The organism is Acidovorax sp. NCPPB 3576 (assembly GCF_028473605.1).
In the GTDB taxonomy this organism is placed as follows: Bacteria; Pseudomonadota; Gammaproteobacteria; order Burkholderiales; family Burkholderiaceae_C; genus Paracidovorax.
In genome coordinates this window covers 1,951,777-1,968,800 of record NZ_CP097267.1, presented here as the reverse complement: position 1 = coordinate 1,968,800, position 17,024 = coordinate 1,951,777, and the positions used below count along the sequence as shown (strand labels likewise).

At 65.5% G+C, this 17,024-nt stretch carries 14 protein-coding genes; 6 read left to right on the top strand and 8 right to left on the bottom strand.

What is annotated here, in order from left to right:
* Nucleotides 1-12: 12 nt before the first annotated feature.
* The 3 genes from M5C98_RS09105 to hemP all read left to right on the top strand — a co-directional run bounded on the left by M5C98_RS09105 (nucleotide 13) and on the right by hemP (nucleotide 1,451).
* A complete protein-coding gene (locus M5C98_RS09105) occupies nucleotides 13-729 on the top strand; it encodes a MotA/TolQ/ExbB proton channel family protein (RefSeq protein ID WP_272552298.1) in 717 nt (238 codons plus the stop codon).
* A gap of 5 nt (nucleotides 730-734) precedes the next feature.
* Nucleotides 735-1,142: an ExbD/TolR family protein gene (locus M5C98_RS09100; RefSeq protein WP_272552297.1), complete on the top strand. Its 408-nt coding sequence runs from the start codon at nucleotides 735-737 to the stop codon at nucleotides 1,140-1,142.
* A gap of 90 nt (nucleotides 1,143-1,232) precedes the next feature.
* Entirely contained in the window at nucleotides 1,233-1,451 is a 219-nt protein-coding gene (gene hemP, locus M5C98_RS09095) for a hemin uptake protein HemP (protein ID WP_272552296.1), read from the top strand.
* A gap of 212 nt (nucleotides 1,452-1,663) precedes the next feature.
* Here hemP and M5C98_RS09090 read toward each other — a convergent pair whose 3' ends face one another.
* Complete coding sequence (locus M5C98_RS09090) at nucleotides 1,664-2,071, bottom strand: GlcG/HbpS family heme-binding protein (RefSeq protein WP_272552295.1); 408 nt, start codon at nucleotides 2,069-2,071, stop codon at nucleotides 1,664-1,666.
* 230 nt (nucleotides 2,072-2,301) lie between these two features.
* On the opposite strand from M5C98_RS09090, the gene M5C98_RS09085 reads away from it, so the two are divergent.
* Together M5C98_RS09085 and M5C98_RS09080 are read left to right on the top strand one after the other, a co-directional pair.
* On the top strand, nucleotides 2,302-2,994 hold the full coding sequence (locus tag M5C98_RS09085) for a Bax inhibitor-1/YccA family protein (RefSeq protein ID WP_272552294.1): 693 nt from the start codon (nucleotides 2,302-2,304) through the stop codon (nucleotides 2,992-2,994).
* A gap of 158 nt (nucleotides 2,995-3,152) precedes the next feature.
* Nucleotides 3,153-3,530, top strand: a complete 378-nt coding sequence (locus tag M5C98_RS09080; protein WP_272552293.1) for a hypothetical protein — start codon at nucleotides 3,153-3,155, stop codon at nucleotides 3,528-3,530.
* Between the two features lie 38 nt (nucleotides 3,531-3,568).
* Here M5C98_RS09080 and rlmD read toward each other — a convergent pair whose 3' ends face one another.
* From rlmD to M5C98_RS09065, 3 genes are all read right to left on the bottom strand, one after another.
* On the bottom strand, nucleotides 3,569-5,008 hold the full coding sequence (rlmD, locus tag M5C98_RS09075; RefSeq protein WP_272552292.1) for a 23S rRNA (uracil(1939)-C(5))-methyltransferase RlmD: 1,440 nt from the start codon (nucleotides 5,006-5,008) through the stop codon (nucleotides 3,569-3,571).
* A 48-nt stretch (nucleotides 5,009-5,056) separates the two neighbouring features.
* On the bottom strand, nucleotides 5,057-5,371 hold the full coding sequence (locus M5C98_RS09070; protein ID WP_272552291.1) for a hypothetical protein: 315 nt from the start codon (nucleotides 5,369-5,371) through the stop codon (nucleotides 5,057-5,059).
* 120 nt (nucleotides 5,372-5,491) lie between these two features.
* Complete coding sequence (locus M5C98_RS09065) at nucleotides 5,492-5,968, bottom strand: Lrp/AsnC ligand binding domain-containing protein (protein WP_272552290.1); 477 nt, start codon at nucleotides 5,966-5,968, stop codon at nucleotides 5,492-5,494.
* A 62-nt stretch (nucleotides 5,969-6,030) separates the two neighbouring features.
* On the opposite strand from M5C98_RS09065, the gene putA reads away from it, so the two are divergent.
* The gene (gene putA, locus M5C98_RS09060) at nucleotides 6,031-9,834 is read left to right on the top strand and encodes a trifunctional transcriptional regulator/proline dehydrogenase/L-glutamate gamma-semialdehyde dehydrogenase (RefSeq protein ID WP_442867249.1); all 3,804 of its coding nucleotides are present in this window, start codon (nucleotides 6,031-6,033) and stop codon (nucleotides 9,832-9,834) included.
* 140 nt (nucleotides 9,835-9,974) lie between these two features.
* Here putA and M5C98_RS09055 read toward each other — a convergent pair whose 3' ends face one another.
* The 4 genes from M5C98_RS09055 to tssF form a co-directional block, all read right to left on the bottom strand.
* Nucleotides 9,975-10,709, bottom strand: a complete 735-nt coding sequence (locus M5C98_RS09055; protein WP_272552287.1) for a DUF2325 domain-containing protein — start codon at nucleotides 10,707-10,709, stop codon at nucleotides 9,975-9,977.
* A 498-nt stretch (nucleotides 10,710-11,207) separates the two neighbouring features.
* A complete protein-coding gene (tssH, locus tag M5C98_RS09050) occupies nucleotides 11,208-13,958 on the bottom strand; it encodes a type VI secretion system ATPase TssH (RefSeq protein WP_272552286.1) in 2,751 nt (916 codons plus the stop codon).
* 37 nt (nucleotides 13,959-13,995) lie between these two features.
* On the bottom strand, nucleotides 13,996-15,126 hold the full coding sequence (gene tssG, locus M5C98_RS09045) for a type VI secretion system baseplate subunit TssG (RefSeq protein WP_272552284.1): 1,131 nt from the start codon (nucleotides 15,124-15,126) through the stop codon (nucleotides 13,996-13,998).
* The gene (gene tssF, locus M5C98_RS09040) at nucleotides 15,123-16,997 is read right to left on the bottom strand and encodes a type VI secretion system baseplate subunit TssF (protein ID WP_272552283.1); all 1,875 of its coding nucleotides are present in this window, start codon (nucleotides 16,995-16,997) and stop codon (nucleotides 15,123-15,125) included. The genes tssG and tssF overlap by 4 nt, the downstream gene beginning before the upstream one ends.
* Between the last annotated feature and the right edge of the window lie 27 nt (nucleotides 16,998-17,024).

Below are 17,024 nucleotides of genomic sequence, written 5' to 3'. Positions count from 1 at the left end.
TCAGGAGTTTTCATGGAATCGCATTTCGGCATTGCCAACGTTTGGATCCAGGGTGACTTTGTCACCCGCGCTGTTGCGGTGCTACTGCTCGGCATGTCTCTGGCCTCCTGGATCGTCATCCTGATCAAGGCGATGGATATCTTCCGCTTCAAAAAGCACGCGCGCGGAGCCCGTGATTTCTGGCACAGCGAAGACTTCGCGGCTGGCCTGAGCAAGCTTGGCGACGACCCTGCCAACCCCTTCCGCCATCTGGCCCAGGAAGGGCGTGAAGCCACGGCGCACCACCGCAACACCAAGGCGCATCTGCATGACAGCCTGGACGTGAGCGACTGGGTCACGCGCAGCCTGCGCAACTGCATCGATGAGTTCACGGCCCGCGTGCAATCGGGCCTGGCCGTGCTGGCCTCGGTCGGCTCGACGGCCCCGTTCATCGGCCTGTTCGGCACCGTCTGGGGCATCTACCATGCCCTGGTGGCGATCGGCACTTCGGGCCAATCGACCATCGACAAGGTGGCCGGCCCGATCGGCGAGGCGCTGATCATGACCGCCCTCGGCCTGGCCGTGGCGATTCCTGCGGTGCTGGGCTACAACGCGCTGGTGCGGGGCAACAAGTCCATCCTGAACAACCTGAACAGCTTCGCGCATGACCTGCACGCCTACTTCGTGACGGGCGCACGCGTCAGCGCCCCTGGCGAACAAGCCAAGGTTCTGCCAATCAAGAAGGGCTGAAAACCATGTCTTTCGGAACCCAGGACGACGCCGACGAGGTGATGAACGAGATCAACATGACGCCGCTGGTGGATGTCATGCTGGTGCTGCTCATCATCTTCATCATCACGGTGCCGGTGATGAAGCACGCTGTGCCGGTGGATTTGCCACGCGCTTCCAATCAGCGCGAAGACGTCAAGCCCGAAACCATTCGCCTCAGCGTCACCGCTGATGGCAAATACCACTGGAACGAACTGACGATCGGCGACGAAGAGCTCGAACCTCGCCTCAAAGCCGAAGCGGTGAAAGATCCGCAACCCGATCTGCACATTCGTGGCGACAAGGAAGTGCGCTATGAGCGCGTGGCGCAGGCCATGTCTGCCGCTCAGCGGGCCGGCGTGCGAAAAATCGGCTTTGTGACCGAGCCGCAGTGATAAATATTTACAAGATAGGCGCGTGCTTTACTTGACGAACAATTGCGAATAGTTATCATTAACTCAATCGCAAAGCACAGAGGATTTCTCATGCACGCCAGTCTCAACACCCTGCCTTCTTCTTCCTTTTTTGGCTCTGCCGTCTTTCCTGAGCGCGAGCCGTCCGGTGCAGCGCACTTGGCGAGTTCTGCCCCCGCCGTAGACAGCCGGGAATTGCTCAAGGGCCAGAAGACGGTCGCCATCTGCCACAACGGCTCGGTGTACCGCCTGCAGGCCACCAAGCTGGGCAAACTGATCCTGACCAAATAGATTCATCGTGGGGCGACTCCAGGGCACGTTGAGTGCCTGGCGGGTCGTATTTGCCAGCCAACGGTTTGCCCGCGTAGCCAGGCTTTTTTTCTCACCGCACCAAAACAAAACCGGCCCTGAAGGCCGGTTTTTTCATGCTGCATGGTGATCCGGCGTTTGCCGCACGGGCTTCACACCACGGCGTTCGCTCAGCATCCTGGCGACCAATTTGTTCAAAGCCCCAGTGCGGCGATTCCAGCCTTGGCGATTTGTGCGTCTTCCGTCGATTTGACGCCGCTCACCCCCACCGCGCCCAAGCATTGGCCGTCCTTCATGATCGGCACGCCACCTTCCAGCAGTCCGTCGATGAACGGAGCGCTCAGAAAGGCTGTGCGGCCACCATTGACGATGTCTTCGTAGACCTTGCTCTCGCGACGCCCAAGTGCAGCCGTGCGGGCCTTTCCAGGCGCGATATGGGAGGACACGGGGGCGGCTCCATCCAGGCGCTGAAGGGACAGCAAATGCCCACCGTCGTCCACGATGGCAATCGTGACCGCCCATTGGTTCTTGAGGGCTTCAGCCTCGGCTGCGGCAGCGATCTTCTTGACGTCGGCGGCTTCGAGTTCAGGTTTGGTTTTCATGGCGGTTGCGTTCTAGTCCAGTACAAATCAGAGAGCAGAGAGGGCGAGGCTCCAGGCCCCGACGAAGTGCACGAGCATACCGGCTCCAAAGGACGGCATCCTGCGGGTGCAGGGCAAAGGACTGCATCCTTAAAGTACGGGATCGAGAGAGGGTATTTGAAAGTGCCGTGATCGCCACCACCTAGAATTTGTAGGTCTGCGCTGTGCAGGCCTCAAAGGAGAGATAGAAGATGAACGATCAAGTCACCACCCTGGGCTCAGCGGGATATGGGGTCTCGCAGGAGCAGCGGCAGAAAGTGCTGCGCAATACCTATTGGCTGCTTGCACTGAGCATGCTGCCGACGGTACTGGGCGCGTGGGTCGGCGTCGCAACCGGCATCACCCAGTCGCTGCGCGGCGGCGTTGGGCTGATCGTGTTCCTTGGCGGCGCTTTCGCCTTCATGTATGCAATCGAGAAAACCAAACGCTCTGCAGCAGGTGTTCCTGTGTTGCTGGCCTTCACGTTTTTCATGGGATTGATGCTGTCCCGACTGATCGGCACGGTGCTGGGCTTCAAGAACGGCACGGACCTGATCATGACCGCTTTTGCCGGCACCGCAGGCGTGTTCTTCGTGATGGCCACGCTGGCCAGCGTGATCAAGCGCGATCTGTCGGGCATGGGCAAGTGGCTGTTCGTGGGTGCGATGGTGCTCATGGTGGGTGCCGTGATCAATGTGTTCGTGGGCTCGTCGGCCGGCATGATGGCGATCTCGGTCGCAGCCATTGGAATCTTCAGTGCATACATGCTGTATGACCTCAAGCAGATTCTGGATGGCGGCGAGACCAATTACATCAGCGCCACGCTCGCCCTTTACCTCGACATCTTCAACGTGTTCCAAAGCCTGCTCGCTTTGCTGGGAATCGCCGGCGGTGAGCGCGACTGATGCGCTGCATTGATTGACCGTTCATTCGAAAAGGCCTCGCGAGAGGCCTTTTTCAATGGGGTACAGAGGCATGCAGGCAAGCGCTGGGAAATATATTTCCATGGAAAAGCCGTGCACTGCCCTCAATCCTTCAGGCGGCATGCCGATAATCAATGCACATGGCTTATCTTCCAGCCCCCCTCCTGCGCCCGCGCTACGCCGCTGCATCCCTGGCACTGGTGCTTTTGTCGGGTTGCGAAATCCCGGGCCTGGGACCAGATCCCCGGGTGGCTCAGAAGGAAGCAGAAGCCAAGGCGATCGGCGGCGCATGCCGGCATGCGCTGCGTGGCCTGGAGGATTGCTTCACGCTGAATCCCAAGGCAGCCAAGGCCTCTGTCTTTGCCGGCTGGAAAGACATGGACCAGTACATGCGTGACAACAAGCTGGAGGGCGCTCCTTCCGTGCTGGGCAAGCTGGAGGCCAAGCCTGAACGAGCCAGCCGCAGTGAGGCGGAAAACTCAGGCGAGCCCAGCACGCCTTCCCGCAACCGCAGCTGACCTGACAAGCGCACTATCGGCCTGCAATTGCCCTGCCATCAGACACGTTCGAACACCGCCATGCTTTCCACATGGGCCGTGTGCGGAAACATGTTGACCACGCCCGCAGCCACGCACCGATAACCTGCCTGGTGCACCAGCAGCCCGGCATCACGGGCCAAAGTAGCCGGGTTGCAACTCACATACACGATGCGCCGAGGTGGAGTCCATCCTTCGGCACCCGCCGGCAGCGCAGGCGCCTCTTCGGCACCCAGGCGGGCTTGGTGGATGTCCGCAAGGGCCTTGGCCAGAGCAAAGGCGCCTTCGCGGGGAGGATCGACCAGCCACTTGTCGGCAACGCCGTCGGCCACCAACATCTCCGGGGTCATGTCGAACAGATTCCTGGCAACGAAGTCCGTCGAGGCCAGGGGCTGCCCTTCGGCAGCCAGGGTTTGGTTGTATCGGTAGTTCTCGCGCGAGCGGGCCACCAGCGCCTCACTGCCTTCGATTCCCAGCACTTCTCGCGCCTGCGTGGCGATCGGCAGGGTGAAGTTGCCCAGGCCGCAGAACCAGTCGATCACCCGTTCGTGCTTGCGCACATCAAGCAAACGCAATGCGCGCGATACCAGGACGCGGTTGATGTGCGGATTCACCTGTGTGAAATCCGTGGGCTTGAACGGCATGGTGATGCCGAAGTCGGGCAGCGCATAGGACAGTTGCTCGCTCTCGGCATCCAGCAGCTTCACGGTGTCTGGGCCCTTGGACTGCAGCCACCATTGCACGCCTTGATCCGCGGCAAAGGCGCGCAACTTGGCCAAGTCCCCGTCGCTCAGGGGTTCCAGATGCCGCAGGACAAGGGCCGTGACTTGGTCGCCGCAGGCCAGTTCGATCTGGGGGCAGGTGTCTCGCGCTTCCATGGATGCGATAAGGGCGCGCAACGGCAACAGCATGGCGCTCACATGGGGGGGCAGAACCGGGCAGACCTCCATGTCGGCCACGTAGCGGCTCTTGCGCTCGTGGAAGCCGATGAGCACCTGGCCCTTCTTGATCACATGGCGGACCGAAAGGCGCGCGCGATAGCGGTATCCCCAGGCCGGGCCTTCGATGGGCCGCAGGATGGTTTCAGACTTGACCTTGCCCAGATGCCAGAGGTTGTCTTCCAGCACCCGCTGCTTCACGGCCACCTGGGCCGCCACATGCAAGTGCTGCATCTTGCAGCCGCCGCACGCGCCGGCATGCAGGCCGAAATGCGGGCAGCCCGGGCGCACGCGCTGCGACGATTCGCGGTGGATCGCCGTCAGGCTGGCCTGCTCCCAGTTGTTCTTCTTGCGGTGGGTATTGGCGGTGACCAGTTCCAGTGGCAGGGCGCCGTCAATGAAGACGACCTTGCCGTCGGGCTTGCGGGCCACGCCCTGCGCGTCCATGTCCATGGACGTGACTTCCAGCCAGCCTTCGGGCCATTCGTTCGTGGGGATGTTTGTTTCTGTGGGGTCGCTCATTCCCCGATTGTCTCAGGCCGCGCCGGCCTTCCCGGCGCACGAAAAACGTCAACTGCGATCGGCGCGTGCCCGGCGCGGGGTGGCGGGCACGGCTCGCGCCGAAGCGCCCCCCATGGAGGCAGACACCGGAAGCCGGTTGATCTCCAGCTCGCAGCCGTAGTTGTCCAAGGTGAACACCAGCGTGCCGCCAGGAACCACGCGGGGGAGGGTTTCGTGGACTTGGCGGGCCAGGTCCACCGGCGGCCGTTGCGAGCGGTAGAGCACCTGCTGATCGGCGCCATAGACGAGGTAGCAGGCGGCGGATGCGCCCTGGGAGAAAAAGCCGGCCAGGAGTGCGGCGGCGGCATAGCGGATGGCTGGCATGGTGGGGTCCCTTCCTCGATGCGTTATCGCAGTTGAATGGCGCCGATTATTGCGGACTTCATGCCCGGGCGGATCAGTGATTGGAACCAGGAACCACGGCGCGACAGCCATCGCGCCGTTTCAGCCCAGATTCAGATGGGTGGAGTGCTTGACCTCTTCCATCACGGCATAAGTGCGTGTCTCGCGCACCCCCGGCAACTGCCAGAGTACATGCCCGGCAAATTCGCGGTAGGCCTTCATGTCGGCAGAGCGGGTTTTGAGCAGATAGTCGAACCCACCCGCCACCATGTGGCATTCGAGGATCTCGGGGCGCACCTGCACCGCCGCCTTGAACTGGTCGAACACGTTGGGCGTGGTTCGGTCCAGCAGCACCTCCACGAACACCAGCAACCCTGCCCCCAGCTTGATGGGATTGAGCCGGGCCTCGTACCCCAGGATGTAGCCATCGCGCGTTAGACGCTGCACCCGGGACAGCACCGCTGTGGGCGAGAGCGCAACGCGTTCCGCCAGCTTGAGATTGGCAATGCGCCCGTCTTCTTGCAGTGTTTTGAGGATGCGGCGATCGATGCGATCAATGAAGGGTTCGGAGTCTTGCATTTTTGGATTTTTATTCTGTTACCTCGGGTTTTTTTGGAAAGTAATTCAAATTAAACCCTTGCATGATGGAAAGACTTTCACCTTGCTGGTCTTTCCACACCGCCATGTCCCTCACCGCCGACTCTGCCGCAACCGCAGCGACCGCTTTCGCCTTCGCGCCCCGCTCCCCGGACAGCCATCCATTGCGCCATGCCATCACCGCAGCGTACCGGCGGCCTGAACCCGAGGCCCTGGCCCCTCTGCTGGAGTTGGCAAGTTTGCCGGCCCGCGTGTCCGGCGATGTACAGGCGCTGGCACTGCGCTTGGCCGACACCCTTCGGCATCGCAAAAGCGCTGGCGGGCGTGCCGGCATCGTGCAGGGGTTGCTGCAGGAATTTTCGCTGTCCTCCCAGGAAGGCGTCGCGCTCATGTGCCTGGCGGAAGCCTTGCTGCGCATTCCCGACAGCGCCACGCGCGATGCCTTGATCCGCGACAAGATCCGTTCGGGCGACTGGGAACCCCACCTGGGCAAGAGCCCCTCGCTGTTCGTGAACGCCGCCACCTGGGGGTTGCTGCTCACTGGCAAGCTCGTGGCCACGCACAGTGAACGCGGCCTGACCTCCGCACTGCGGCGCCTGACCGCCATGGGCGGCGAGCCGCTGATCCGCAAGGGCGTGGACATGGCGATGCGCATGATGGGCGAGCAGTTCGTTACCGGCGAGACGATCGAGCAAGCGCTCTCCAACGCCCGCACGATGGAAGCACAGGGCTTTCGCTACTCCTACGACATGCTGGGCGAGGCCGCGCTGACCGCGCACGATGCAGCGCGCTATCTGCGCTCCTACGTGGAGGCGATCCATGCCATCGGCCGCGCATCCGCCGGCCGCGGCGTGTACGACGGACCCGGCATCTCGATCAAGCTCTCGGCGCTACACCCGCGCTACAGCCGGGCGCAATATGCCCGGGTGATGGACGAGCTGTACCCCAAGGTGCTGCACTTGGTCGAGCTGGCCCGCCAATACGACATCGGCCTGAACATCGACGCCGAAGAGGCGGACCGGCTCGAACTGTCGCTCGACCTGCTGGAGCGGCTGTGCCGCGCCCCTTCGCTGGCGGGCTGGAACGGCATCGGCTTCGTCATCCAGGCCTACCAGAAGCGCTGTCCGCACGTGATCGACTGGGTGATCGACCTGGCCCGCAACACGGGCCACCGCCTGATGATCCGCCTGGTCAAGGGCGCTTACTGGGACAGCGAGATCAAGCGGGCGCAAATGGACGGCCTGGCCGACTATCCGGTGTACACCCGCAAGGCCCACACCGATGTCTCCTACATCGCCTGCGCGCGCAAGCTGCTCGCAGCCACCGACGTGGTGTACCCCCAGTTCGCCACGCACAACGCCCAGACGCTGGCCACCATCTACCAACTGGCAGGCCCGGACTATCGGCCCGGCCAGTATGAGTTCCAATGCCTGCACGGCATGGGCGAGCCCCTGTACGAGCAGGTGGTGGGCGCGCCATCGGACGGCAAACTGGGCCGTCCCTGCCGCATCTATGCACCGGTGGGAACGCACGAGACCTTGCTCGCCTACCTGGTGCGCCGGCTGCTGGAAAACGGGGCCAACACCTCGTTCGTGAACCGCGTGGCCGACACCACGCTGGCACTGGAATCGCTCGTCAGCGACCCCGTCGCCACGGTGGATGCCGCCGCGGTGGCAGAAGGCACCACCGCCCTGCCCCATCCCCGCATTCCGCTACCCAAGGACCTGTATGGCGCCCGCCGCATCAATTCGGCGGGGGTGGACCTGTCCAACGAGGCCGTGCTGGCCCGGCTGTCGAATGCGCTGGCCGCTGAAAAGCAGCAGTTCTGGCAGGCCGAGCCTCTCATCGATGGGCCGGTGGCCGATGCAGGTGCGACGCTGGCCGTGCGCAACCCCGCAGACCCCACCGATGTCGTCGGCCATGTGCAAGAGGCAACCGATGCCGAAGTGGATTGCGCGCTGCAGGCCGCCTGCGATGCCGGCCCTGCCTGGGCGGCCACCGCGCCTGCAGCCCGGGCCGCTGCGCTGCGCCGCACCGCCGATTTGCTCGAGGCCGGCCTGCCCCAGTTGATGAGCCTGCTGATGCGCGAGGCCGGAAAGACCTGCGCCAACGCCGTGGCCGAAGTGCGCGAGGCGGTGGACTTTCTGCGCTACTACGCCGTGCAGACCGAGAGCCATTTCGACAATGCCACTCACGCCCCGCTCGGGCCGGTCGTCTGCATCAGCCCGTGGAATTTTCCGCTCGCCATCTTCATGGGCCAGGTGGCCGCAGCCTTGGCGGCGGGCAACGCCGTGCTTGCCAAGCCGGCCGAACAAACCCCGCTGATCGCCGCCGAAGCCGTGCGGCTGCTGCACGAGGCGGGCGTTCCACCCGGTGCAATGCAGCTGCTGCCGGGGCGCGGCGAGACGGTCGGTGCGCGGCTGGTGGGCGATGCCCGCGTCATGGGCGTGATGTTCACCGGCTCCACTGAAGTCGCGCGCATCCTGCAACGCAGCGTGGCCGGGCGGCTCGACGCCCAAGGCCGCCCCATTCCGCTGATCGCCGAGACCGGCGGGCAGAACGCGATGATCGTGGACTCCTCCGCGCTGGTGGAGCAGGTGGTGGGCGACGTGGTGGCATCGGCCTTCGACAGCGCCGGGCAGCGCTGCTCCGCCCTGCGCGTGCTGTGCGTGCAGGCCGACGCGGCCGACCGCGTCATCTCCATGCTCAAGGGGGCCATGGCCGAACTGACGGTGGGTGATCCCAGCCTGCTGAAGGTGGACGTCGGCCCGGTGATCGACGAAGAGGCGCGCGCCGGCATCGAGCAGCACGTGGCCACGCTGCGCGCCGCCGGCCGCGCCGTTTTCCGCCCCGCGGTGGATGCCGACGTGCTGGCACGCGGCACCTTCGTTGTCCCCACGCTCATCGAGCTGGCCAGCATCGGCGAACTCCAGCGCGAGGTGTTCGGCCCGGTGCTGCACGTGGTGCGCTATGCCAGCGATGGCCTGGACACCTTGCTCGACCAGATCAACGCGACGGGCTACGGACTCACGCAGGGGCTGCACACACGCATCGACGAAACCGTGGAGCGTGTGGTGCGCCGCGCGCATGCCGGCAATGTCTATGTGAATCGCAACATGGTGGGCGCGGTCGTGGGCGTGCAGCCCTTTGGCGGCGAAGGCCTGTCCGGCACGGGCCCCAAGGCCGGCGGGCCACTGTACCTGCTGCGCCTGCTCTCCCGACACCCGGCCGACGCAGCGCGGGCGGCCATTGCCACCACGGCCGCCGCCACGCCCGATCTGGCCGCACGCGCCGTGCTGCAGGCTCCGCTGCAGGCAATGGCCGAATGGGCGCCGGCCGCCGGCCACGCGCAGCTTGCCCACACATGCGCAGCCCTGGCCGATGCCGCGGTGGCCGGCCTGGCCTGCACCCTGCCCGGTCCCACCGGCGAGCGCAACCAATACACGCTGGCGCCCCGTGCCCGCACGCTCTGCCTGGCCGACAACGATACCGACCGCCTCACCCAGCTCGCCGCGGTGCTGGCAGTGGGCGGCACCGCCGTGTGGCCTGCGGACGAAACCGCAGCCCTGCACGCCCGTCTGCCGGCCAGCGTCCAGACGCGTGTGGCCTTGGTGAACGACTGGCGCAGCCCCGGCGTGGCGCTGGATGCCGTGCTGCACCAGGGCAGCGCAGACGCACTGGCCGCGTTGTGCCAGCAGATGGCGCAGCGGCCGGGCCCCATCGTCGGCATTACCGCACTGCCTGCAGGGACCACTGCGGTGCCGCTGGAGCGGCTGGTGATCGAACGCGCGCTGAGCGTGAACACCGCCGCGGCCGGAGGCAACGCCAGCCTGATGACCATGGCCTGAGGCGTGACAGGAGGCCAATGGTCAAAATGGCCTCCAGCGCATGATTCACTAGGGCACACTGCTATTAATTCAATAGCATTCGATGCCAAGCCCTCATAGGTTATGCGGGCGGGCCTGTCCCTGGTGCGCAAGCCGCCCGCCTACCTCTGCGTTACCAACCCATCCTGCGGGTGCGCCAGCCCCCGCATGATCTGAACGACCTGGGGCTGGTCCACCAGCACACACGGCTTGCCCGTGCGTTTGCAATGGTCCTGTACCCGCCAGTAATCGTCGTGGCCGACGCAGCCCGTTTGGCAGATCACGAAATCGGCGGCGATCAAGCTGGCCTCCAGGGCCGCATTGCCGCTGGGCAAGGAGGGGCAGGAAACGGCTTCATCCTCCAGCGCAGTTGGCAGCTTGCGACCCACCGGCTGCGCGACGAGGCTGCCCGCCGCGTCCTGCGCGATGCAGACCACCGACCGCATGGGCCTGACCGGGGCCGAAACTGCCTCGGCAAGCCCTGACCGAAACACCATGGCGGGCGGCGGCGTGGCGTGATGGGATCGCGCGGCCCGCCACTGCCAGTGCAAGACCTCGCGCATCAGCTCATGGATGCGCTGTCCCAGGGCTTCGATCTGCCGGCCCATGGCACGCCGCCGGGCCGGTCCGTGCAGCGAAGCGGCGGCCGCCCCCTCGGCAGCCTCCTGGCGAGCAAACGCCAGCGCCGACTCCGCCACGATGGCCCGCGCACGCAGGCGAATGGCCTGGATCTGCAGCCGCTCGATCTCCGCGGCCTGTGCGGCCAACAGGCGGCTGCAGCGGATCTGAGCACGCCCGTACCCATCCAGCAGCACACGGTGTTCTTCGATGAGGTCCTCCACTGGATTGGCGATCATCTGCACTCCCTTTTGAAAAACGACTCTGGACAGCCGGTATGCCCGTGCTGCCCATCAGGCCGCGTCCCGCTCGACAGGCAGTGAGATGCCAAAGACGCCACGGTGCCCGTCAGTCAATTGATTGATAACCATTCTCATTTAATGATACACTGGCGTCAATCGCTGGCTCGGTGTTCGGTGGGTTCATCTCGGAATCCCCGCAATGCCCGGTCAGCCCCCGACAAATTTCATCGTGGGGCGACTCCCGGACTCTCCGTCCGACGGGTCGTTTTTTGCCAGCCAACGGGCGTGCTCGCGTAGCCAGGCTTTTTTTGCGATGAATCCATCCGCTCTGGAGAGCGGGTTCGACGGATTGGGCGTTTGCATGCACTGCCGCCCGCGCCCGTCCCTCTCCCTATTCCAATGCGTGCGGCGCTGCGACCACCATGGGCCCCTGCGCAGCGCAGGCCCATGGTAGGTAGTGGTCAGACCCGAGCGCGTTTCAGCGCAAAGAGGGCCTCAGCCGAACACGATCTCGAAATCGCTGTCCGATGCGCTGAGCTCGATCTTCCGGATGACATGCGCGTCAACGGAGGATTGCAAAAACTGCATGGCCAGGCGCGGCAGCAGGTTCTGCGTGATGATGCCGTCCACCATGCGCGCGCCGGATTCGACCTCGCTGCAGCGCTGGCGAATCAGCTGCACCGCGGCCTCGTCGAACGTGAACTGGGCGTTGTGCCGCTCCAGGATGCGCGTCTGGATGCGCTGCAGCTGCAGCCGGATGATCTGGTCCAGCATCGCGTCCGAGATGGGGAAGTACGGCACCACCACCAGACGGCCCAGCAGCGCGGCCGGAAACTTTTCGAGCAGCGGCTGGCGCACGGCCTTGGCCAAGGCTTCGGGTGGCGGCACCAGATCGGGATCGCGGCACATGCCGGCGATCAACTCCGAGCCCACGTTGGAGGTCAGGATGATCACGGTATTCTTGAAGTCGATGTAGCGCCCTTCCCCGTCTTCCATCCAACCCTTGTCGAAGACCTGGAAGAACAGCTCGTGCACGTCGGGGTGGGCCTTCTCGATCTCATCGAGCAGCACCACGCTGTAGGGACGCCGGCGCACGGCCTCGGTCAGCACGCCGCCTTCGCCGTAGCCCACGTAGCCGGGCGGCGCGCCCTTCAGGGTCGAGACCGTGTGCGCTTCCTGGAACTCGCTCATGTTGATGGTGATGAGGTTCTGTTCGCCACCGTACAGCGCCTCGGCTAGCGAAAGCGCGGTCTCGGTCTTGCCGACGCCCGACGGGCCCGCCAGCAGGAACACGCCGATGGGCTTGCCCGGGTTGTCCAGCTGCGCGCGGGCGGTCTGGATGCGCCGTGTGATGGCCTCCAGGCCGTGCCGCTGGCCGATCACCCGTTTCTCCAGCGTGTCCGCCAGCGTGAGCACCGATTTCACTTCGTCGCGCACCATGCGGCCCACGGGAATGCCGGTCCACTCCGCCACCACGGCGGCCACCACGCTGGCATCGACCACGGGCTGCAGCAAAGGGTCCTCTCCCTGCATGCGCAGCAGCTCGTCGCGCAAGCCGCTCAGTTGGTGAACGGCTGCGGGGTCGGCCCCGTCCGCAGGCGCCGTGACAGCGGGAGTTTCTGCTTCGGCGGCTGCAATGGAACTGCCTTGTGCGGCCTCCCCCGGCGGCGTGGCCTGGGCAGCAGCCTCCTTGGCCACGCGGCGGGCCAGCACGGCCGACTCGGCGTCCACGATCTGCTGCACCATGGCCTTTTCGCTTTCGAAGCGGGCCTTGAGCACTTCATGCTCCGCCTCCAGCCGCGCCAGCGACGCATTGATTTCGTCGAAGCGCTCGGTCTCGCCCACGCCCAGGTCCAGCTCGCGCTGCACGATGTCCTTCTCGACCGCGAGCGACTCCAGTTGCCGGATCACAGCCTCCAGGCGCGCCGGGGTGGCGTGCAGGCCCATCGCCACGCGCGAGCAGGCGGTGTCCAGCAGGCTCACCGCCTTGTCGGGCAGTTGCCGCGAGGGGATATAGCGGTGCGACAGGCTGACGGCGGCGGCCACTGCGTCGTCGCCGATGCGCACGCGGTGGTGGCCCTCCAGCTTGGCGGCCACGCCACGCAGCATGAGTACGGCCTTGGCTTCGTCCGGCTCGTGGATCTGCACCAGTTGGAAGCGCCGGGTGAGCGCCGGGTCTTTCTCGATGTACTTCTTGTACTCGGCCCAGGTGGTCGCGCCGATTGTGCGCAGCACGCCGCGCGCGAGCGCGGGCTTGAGCAGGTTGGCCGCATCGCCCGTACCGGCCTGCCCGCCCGCGCCGATCAGCGTGTGCACCTCATCGATGAACAGCACGATGGGCGCGGTGCTGGCCTGTACCTCGTCCAGCAATGCCCGCAGGCGGTTCTCGAACTCGCCCTTCATGCTGGCGCCGGCCTGCAACAGGCCGATGTCCACCACGCGCAGTTGCACGTCCTTGAGCGGCGGCGGCACATCGCCCGCCGCGATGCGCAGCGCCAGGCCTTCGACGACGGCCGTCTTGCCCACGCCGGCCTCGCCGACGAGGATGGGGTTGTTCTGGCGGCGGCGCATCAGGATGTCGACCATCTGGCGCACTTCTTCGTCGCGCCCGGTCACGGGGTCCAGCTCTTGCTGGCGTGCGCGCTCGGTCAGATCGACCGTGTATTTCTGCAGTGCCTCGCCGCGCCCCGTGCCGGCCGGGCCCGTGGCACCGCTGGCCTCGCCGGGCACGCCCGAGAGGCCGGACCCGTCCGCCGCGCCCAGGCGCGACTCCGGCGAATCGGGCAGCAGCCGCGCGAATGCGTCGCTCAAGGCCGGCTCCGTCAAGCGGCCCAGTTCGCTGGAGATGGCCCGCAATTCATTGGCCAGCGCGCGCGTGCGCACCATGCCGGAGAGCCAGTAGGCGCTGCGGATCTGCGACTCGCCGAACATCAGCGTGGCATAGACCCAGCCGCGCTCGATGGCGGTTTCGATCTGTGCCGAGAAATCGCTGATCGAGGTGGCCCCGCGCGGAAGCCGGTCCAGGCTCTGCAGCACGTCAGCCGCGAGCTTTTCGGCGTCGATCTCGAAGTGGCGGAACACGCGCACCAGGTCGGAATCGGTTTCCTGCAGCAGTTGGTGCAGCCAGTGCACCAGCTCCACATATGGGTTGCCGCGCAGCTTGCAGAAAACCGTGGCGCTTTCCAACGATTTGAACAACAGGGGATTCAATTTTCCGAAAAGGGCTTGCCGGCTAATTTCAGACATGGGACCTCGGTGAGTCAGTTTTTAAAAAAGGAGCGCATCAGGCGTGCGCGGAATTGGGTGGAGCAGGGGCGCGGCGGGCAGCGCCCTTGCGCAGGGTCAGCCAGTGCTCGGGGTCCAGGCGGAAGTCGTCCGGATCGCGGGTGGCGGGAGCCGAAAGTGACCAGGTCGTCCACCCCAGCCGCGTGGCGCCGCCGAGCTGGCAGGGGGGCACGTCTTCGCGGCGCAGCACCAGCTCGAAGTCCCACGCGAACTCGATGCCCAGGTAGTTGCGCACCCAGTCCACCAGCGCCTGGAAGTCTTCGCCCGAAGGCAGGAAGCGTTCGTACTGCGCCAGCGTGAGCGGCCCGATCCGCAGCCGGAACTTGCTCTGCGCGTCGGGCACGCGGCTACCGACCACGGTGTCCACGCCCAGCTGCGAATTGCAGGCATTGCGCGACAGCCGCGTCTGCTGGCGGGGTTCGAGCTCTAGGTAGTGCAGCGCGTATTCGATCAACTCCACCGGCACGCCGAAATACAGGCGAATGGCCGCCGTCAGGCCTTCCGGGTTGCGCGTCCAGCGGGTGAGATGGCCCGCCATGTATTGCTTGGCGTGGTCCGGCACCGCGTCGCGGGACAGTTGCGTGGGCTCGCCCAGCCCCACCAGGCTGCGCACGTGCCGGCCGAAGGAATCGTCGCCTGCCCGGTCCAGCGAGGTGGTCGGCTGCGGGTCCGACCAGGCCCGAAAGAACAGCAGCAAGAGCCGGTGGTGAAAGATGTCCGAAAAGCGCGCCAGCGTCGGGTCGTCGTACTGCCGCAGGCGTTCCCGCACGTACTCCGTAAGGTGCGTGGGCATCGGCCCGTTGGGCCCGTAGAGCCCGAAATTCCACACCATCAAACGCTCTGGCTGGCCCGCCACACCAGGCAACACTTCGGCGAGGGTCGCCGGCGCAAAGGCCAGCGACGGGTCCTGGCCCAGGCGCAGGGACTCGCCCTTGGGCCGCAGGGCCCGGCCGAACCGGGGAAACTCGGGCTGGCGGGCCTGCAGCAGCCGCAAGGTGAAAAACAGGTCGAATTCGTGCGGGTTGTCTTTCAGCTTCTGCCAAAAGAGCGCCACCCCGGCATCGCTCGGTGGCCGTGCAATCCGCGCCTGCCGGGCGTCGCCCGCGTCGAGCGTGGGCAAACGGCTCATGTGCAGGGCCTTTGGCCGGGCCGCACCCGCCACTGCGCGATGCGTCCGCGCTGGCGCGAGTCGAGTGCCAATTCGGTGTAGCTGTTCACCCCCACGTGCCGCGCGAAGAAGCGCTCCAGGACGGCCATCAGCGGCCAGGGGCTGACGCCGGCCAGGGAGCTTTCGTCCACGCCGACCGAGATCCCCACGCCCCGGCCATAGACCAGTTGCCCATGCTGCGGCAGGCGGCGGGTGATGGCGGAAATGCCCACGCCCTTGATGCTGGAGACTTGGCCGGACAGATCCTTGTCGCCCAGGTCGAGGTAAAGCCGCAGCAGATCGCGCAGCGTGGCCGCGCCCTCTTCTTCCGACAGGTCGGTCATCGCCAGGTAGTTCAGGGACAGGTGCGAAATGAGGCGCCAGGTGATCTCGTTCTCGGCCACGCTGGACGTGGGCCGCGTGGGCCCGGCCACCGTGCGCACGCGGTCCACTGGAACGGATTCCACGGTGGTGAAGTCGCCCTCGCTGCTGCGCCCGCCCATCAGCAACGGCAGATCGCGGTTGGTGCACAGGGTGCGCACGCTCAGCTGCTTCAGATCGTCCGAGAACGGGGCCTCCCGCTGATCCACCAGGGAGATGAACACCTCGCTGCCCAGATACTGCGTGCGGGGGCCAAACCGTGCCGCATGCTCCGAAAACAGCCGAGGCTCCCTGCGCGCGGCAAAGTACGCCTGGTCGCTGGACCGGATGCCATGGATGGAAGAAAACAGCGGCACGAACTCGCGATCGTTGAGCTGCCCCTCGCGGTGGCCCGTCACGCCCAGAACGCTGTACACCTCGAAATCCCGAGGGCGGGTGCGGTCGGGCACCACGTGGTATTCGTTGACGTTCGGCGCCACATGGATGCGGTCGGCCGGGCGTTCGAACAGGTTGATCGCGGGCACGCAGTGCAGCAGGAACTTGTGCCGATCCACCTGGGCTTCCAGCGTAGGCTGGGCACGGCGCAGCAGCAAGGTGATGGCGATGGTCTTGGTCTCGGCCTTGGCCAGTGCGGTCTGCAGTCCGCGAATCGAGAAGAACCGGAACCGCGCCGGGAACGCGAAATATTCATGGAGCAGCCGGTGCCCCTGGAAGCTGCGGTGCGAGTACGGCAGCAGGGCCTGCGACTGCTCGTAGCCTTCCGCCAGCAGGGCATCGGCCGGCAAGTGGGCCCAGACCCGCGAGGGGTCCTGCGCATCGTGCACCACGATGCCGATCAGCGATTCATGGATGAGTTCTTGAAGGTGCGATGCCACCGCATCACCCGCCGAAATATGCACATCCAGCCGGTCCATGCGCAGATCGCAGAACCGCAGCGCTCCGCGTGTAGACAGGTCGATGCGCAAATGCGCCGCCGGCTCTTCGGGCAGGCGCAACCGCGACAGCGGCAGATCCAGCGGCGGGCCGCCGAGACGGGCCTGGGTGAGATCGATCGGCCACAGCGTGAGCTCGTGCCCGGTGCGGAAATCGCACGGCGTCTGCTCCTCTGCCGTCTTGCGTGCCCTCAGCACGCTGCCCACGGGCAGCGTGTAGCCATCGGCGAGGCTGCCCTCGCTCGCGCTGGGGTCCATCTGCACCACCACCATCGACGGCGTGGGGGCCAGATAGTGCGGGCAGACCATTTCCAGAATGCGCTGGGAGAGCCGGGGAAACTCCGCGTCCATCTTCATCTGGATGCGGGCAGTCAGGAAGCTGAACCCCTCCAGCAGGCGCTCCACGTAGGGGTCGGCCACCTCCAGCTCGCGCAGCGACAGGCGGCCGGCCACCTTGGGAAAGGCGGCAGCAAACTCAGCGCCCAACTCCCGCAGGTAGCTGAGTTCGCGGTTGTAGTACTCGACCAGGCGAGGATTCATCGGGACATGCCCTCCGGCACATCGAAG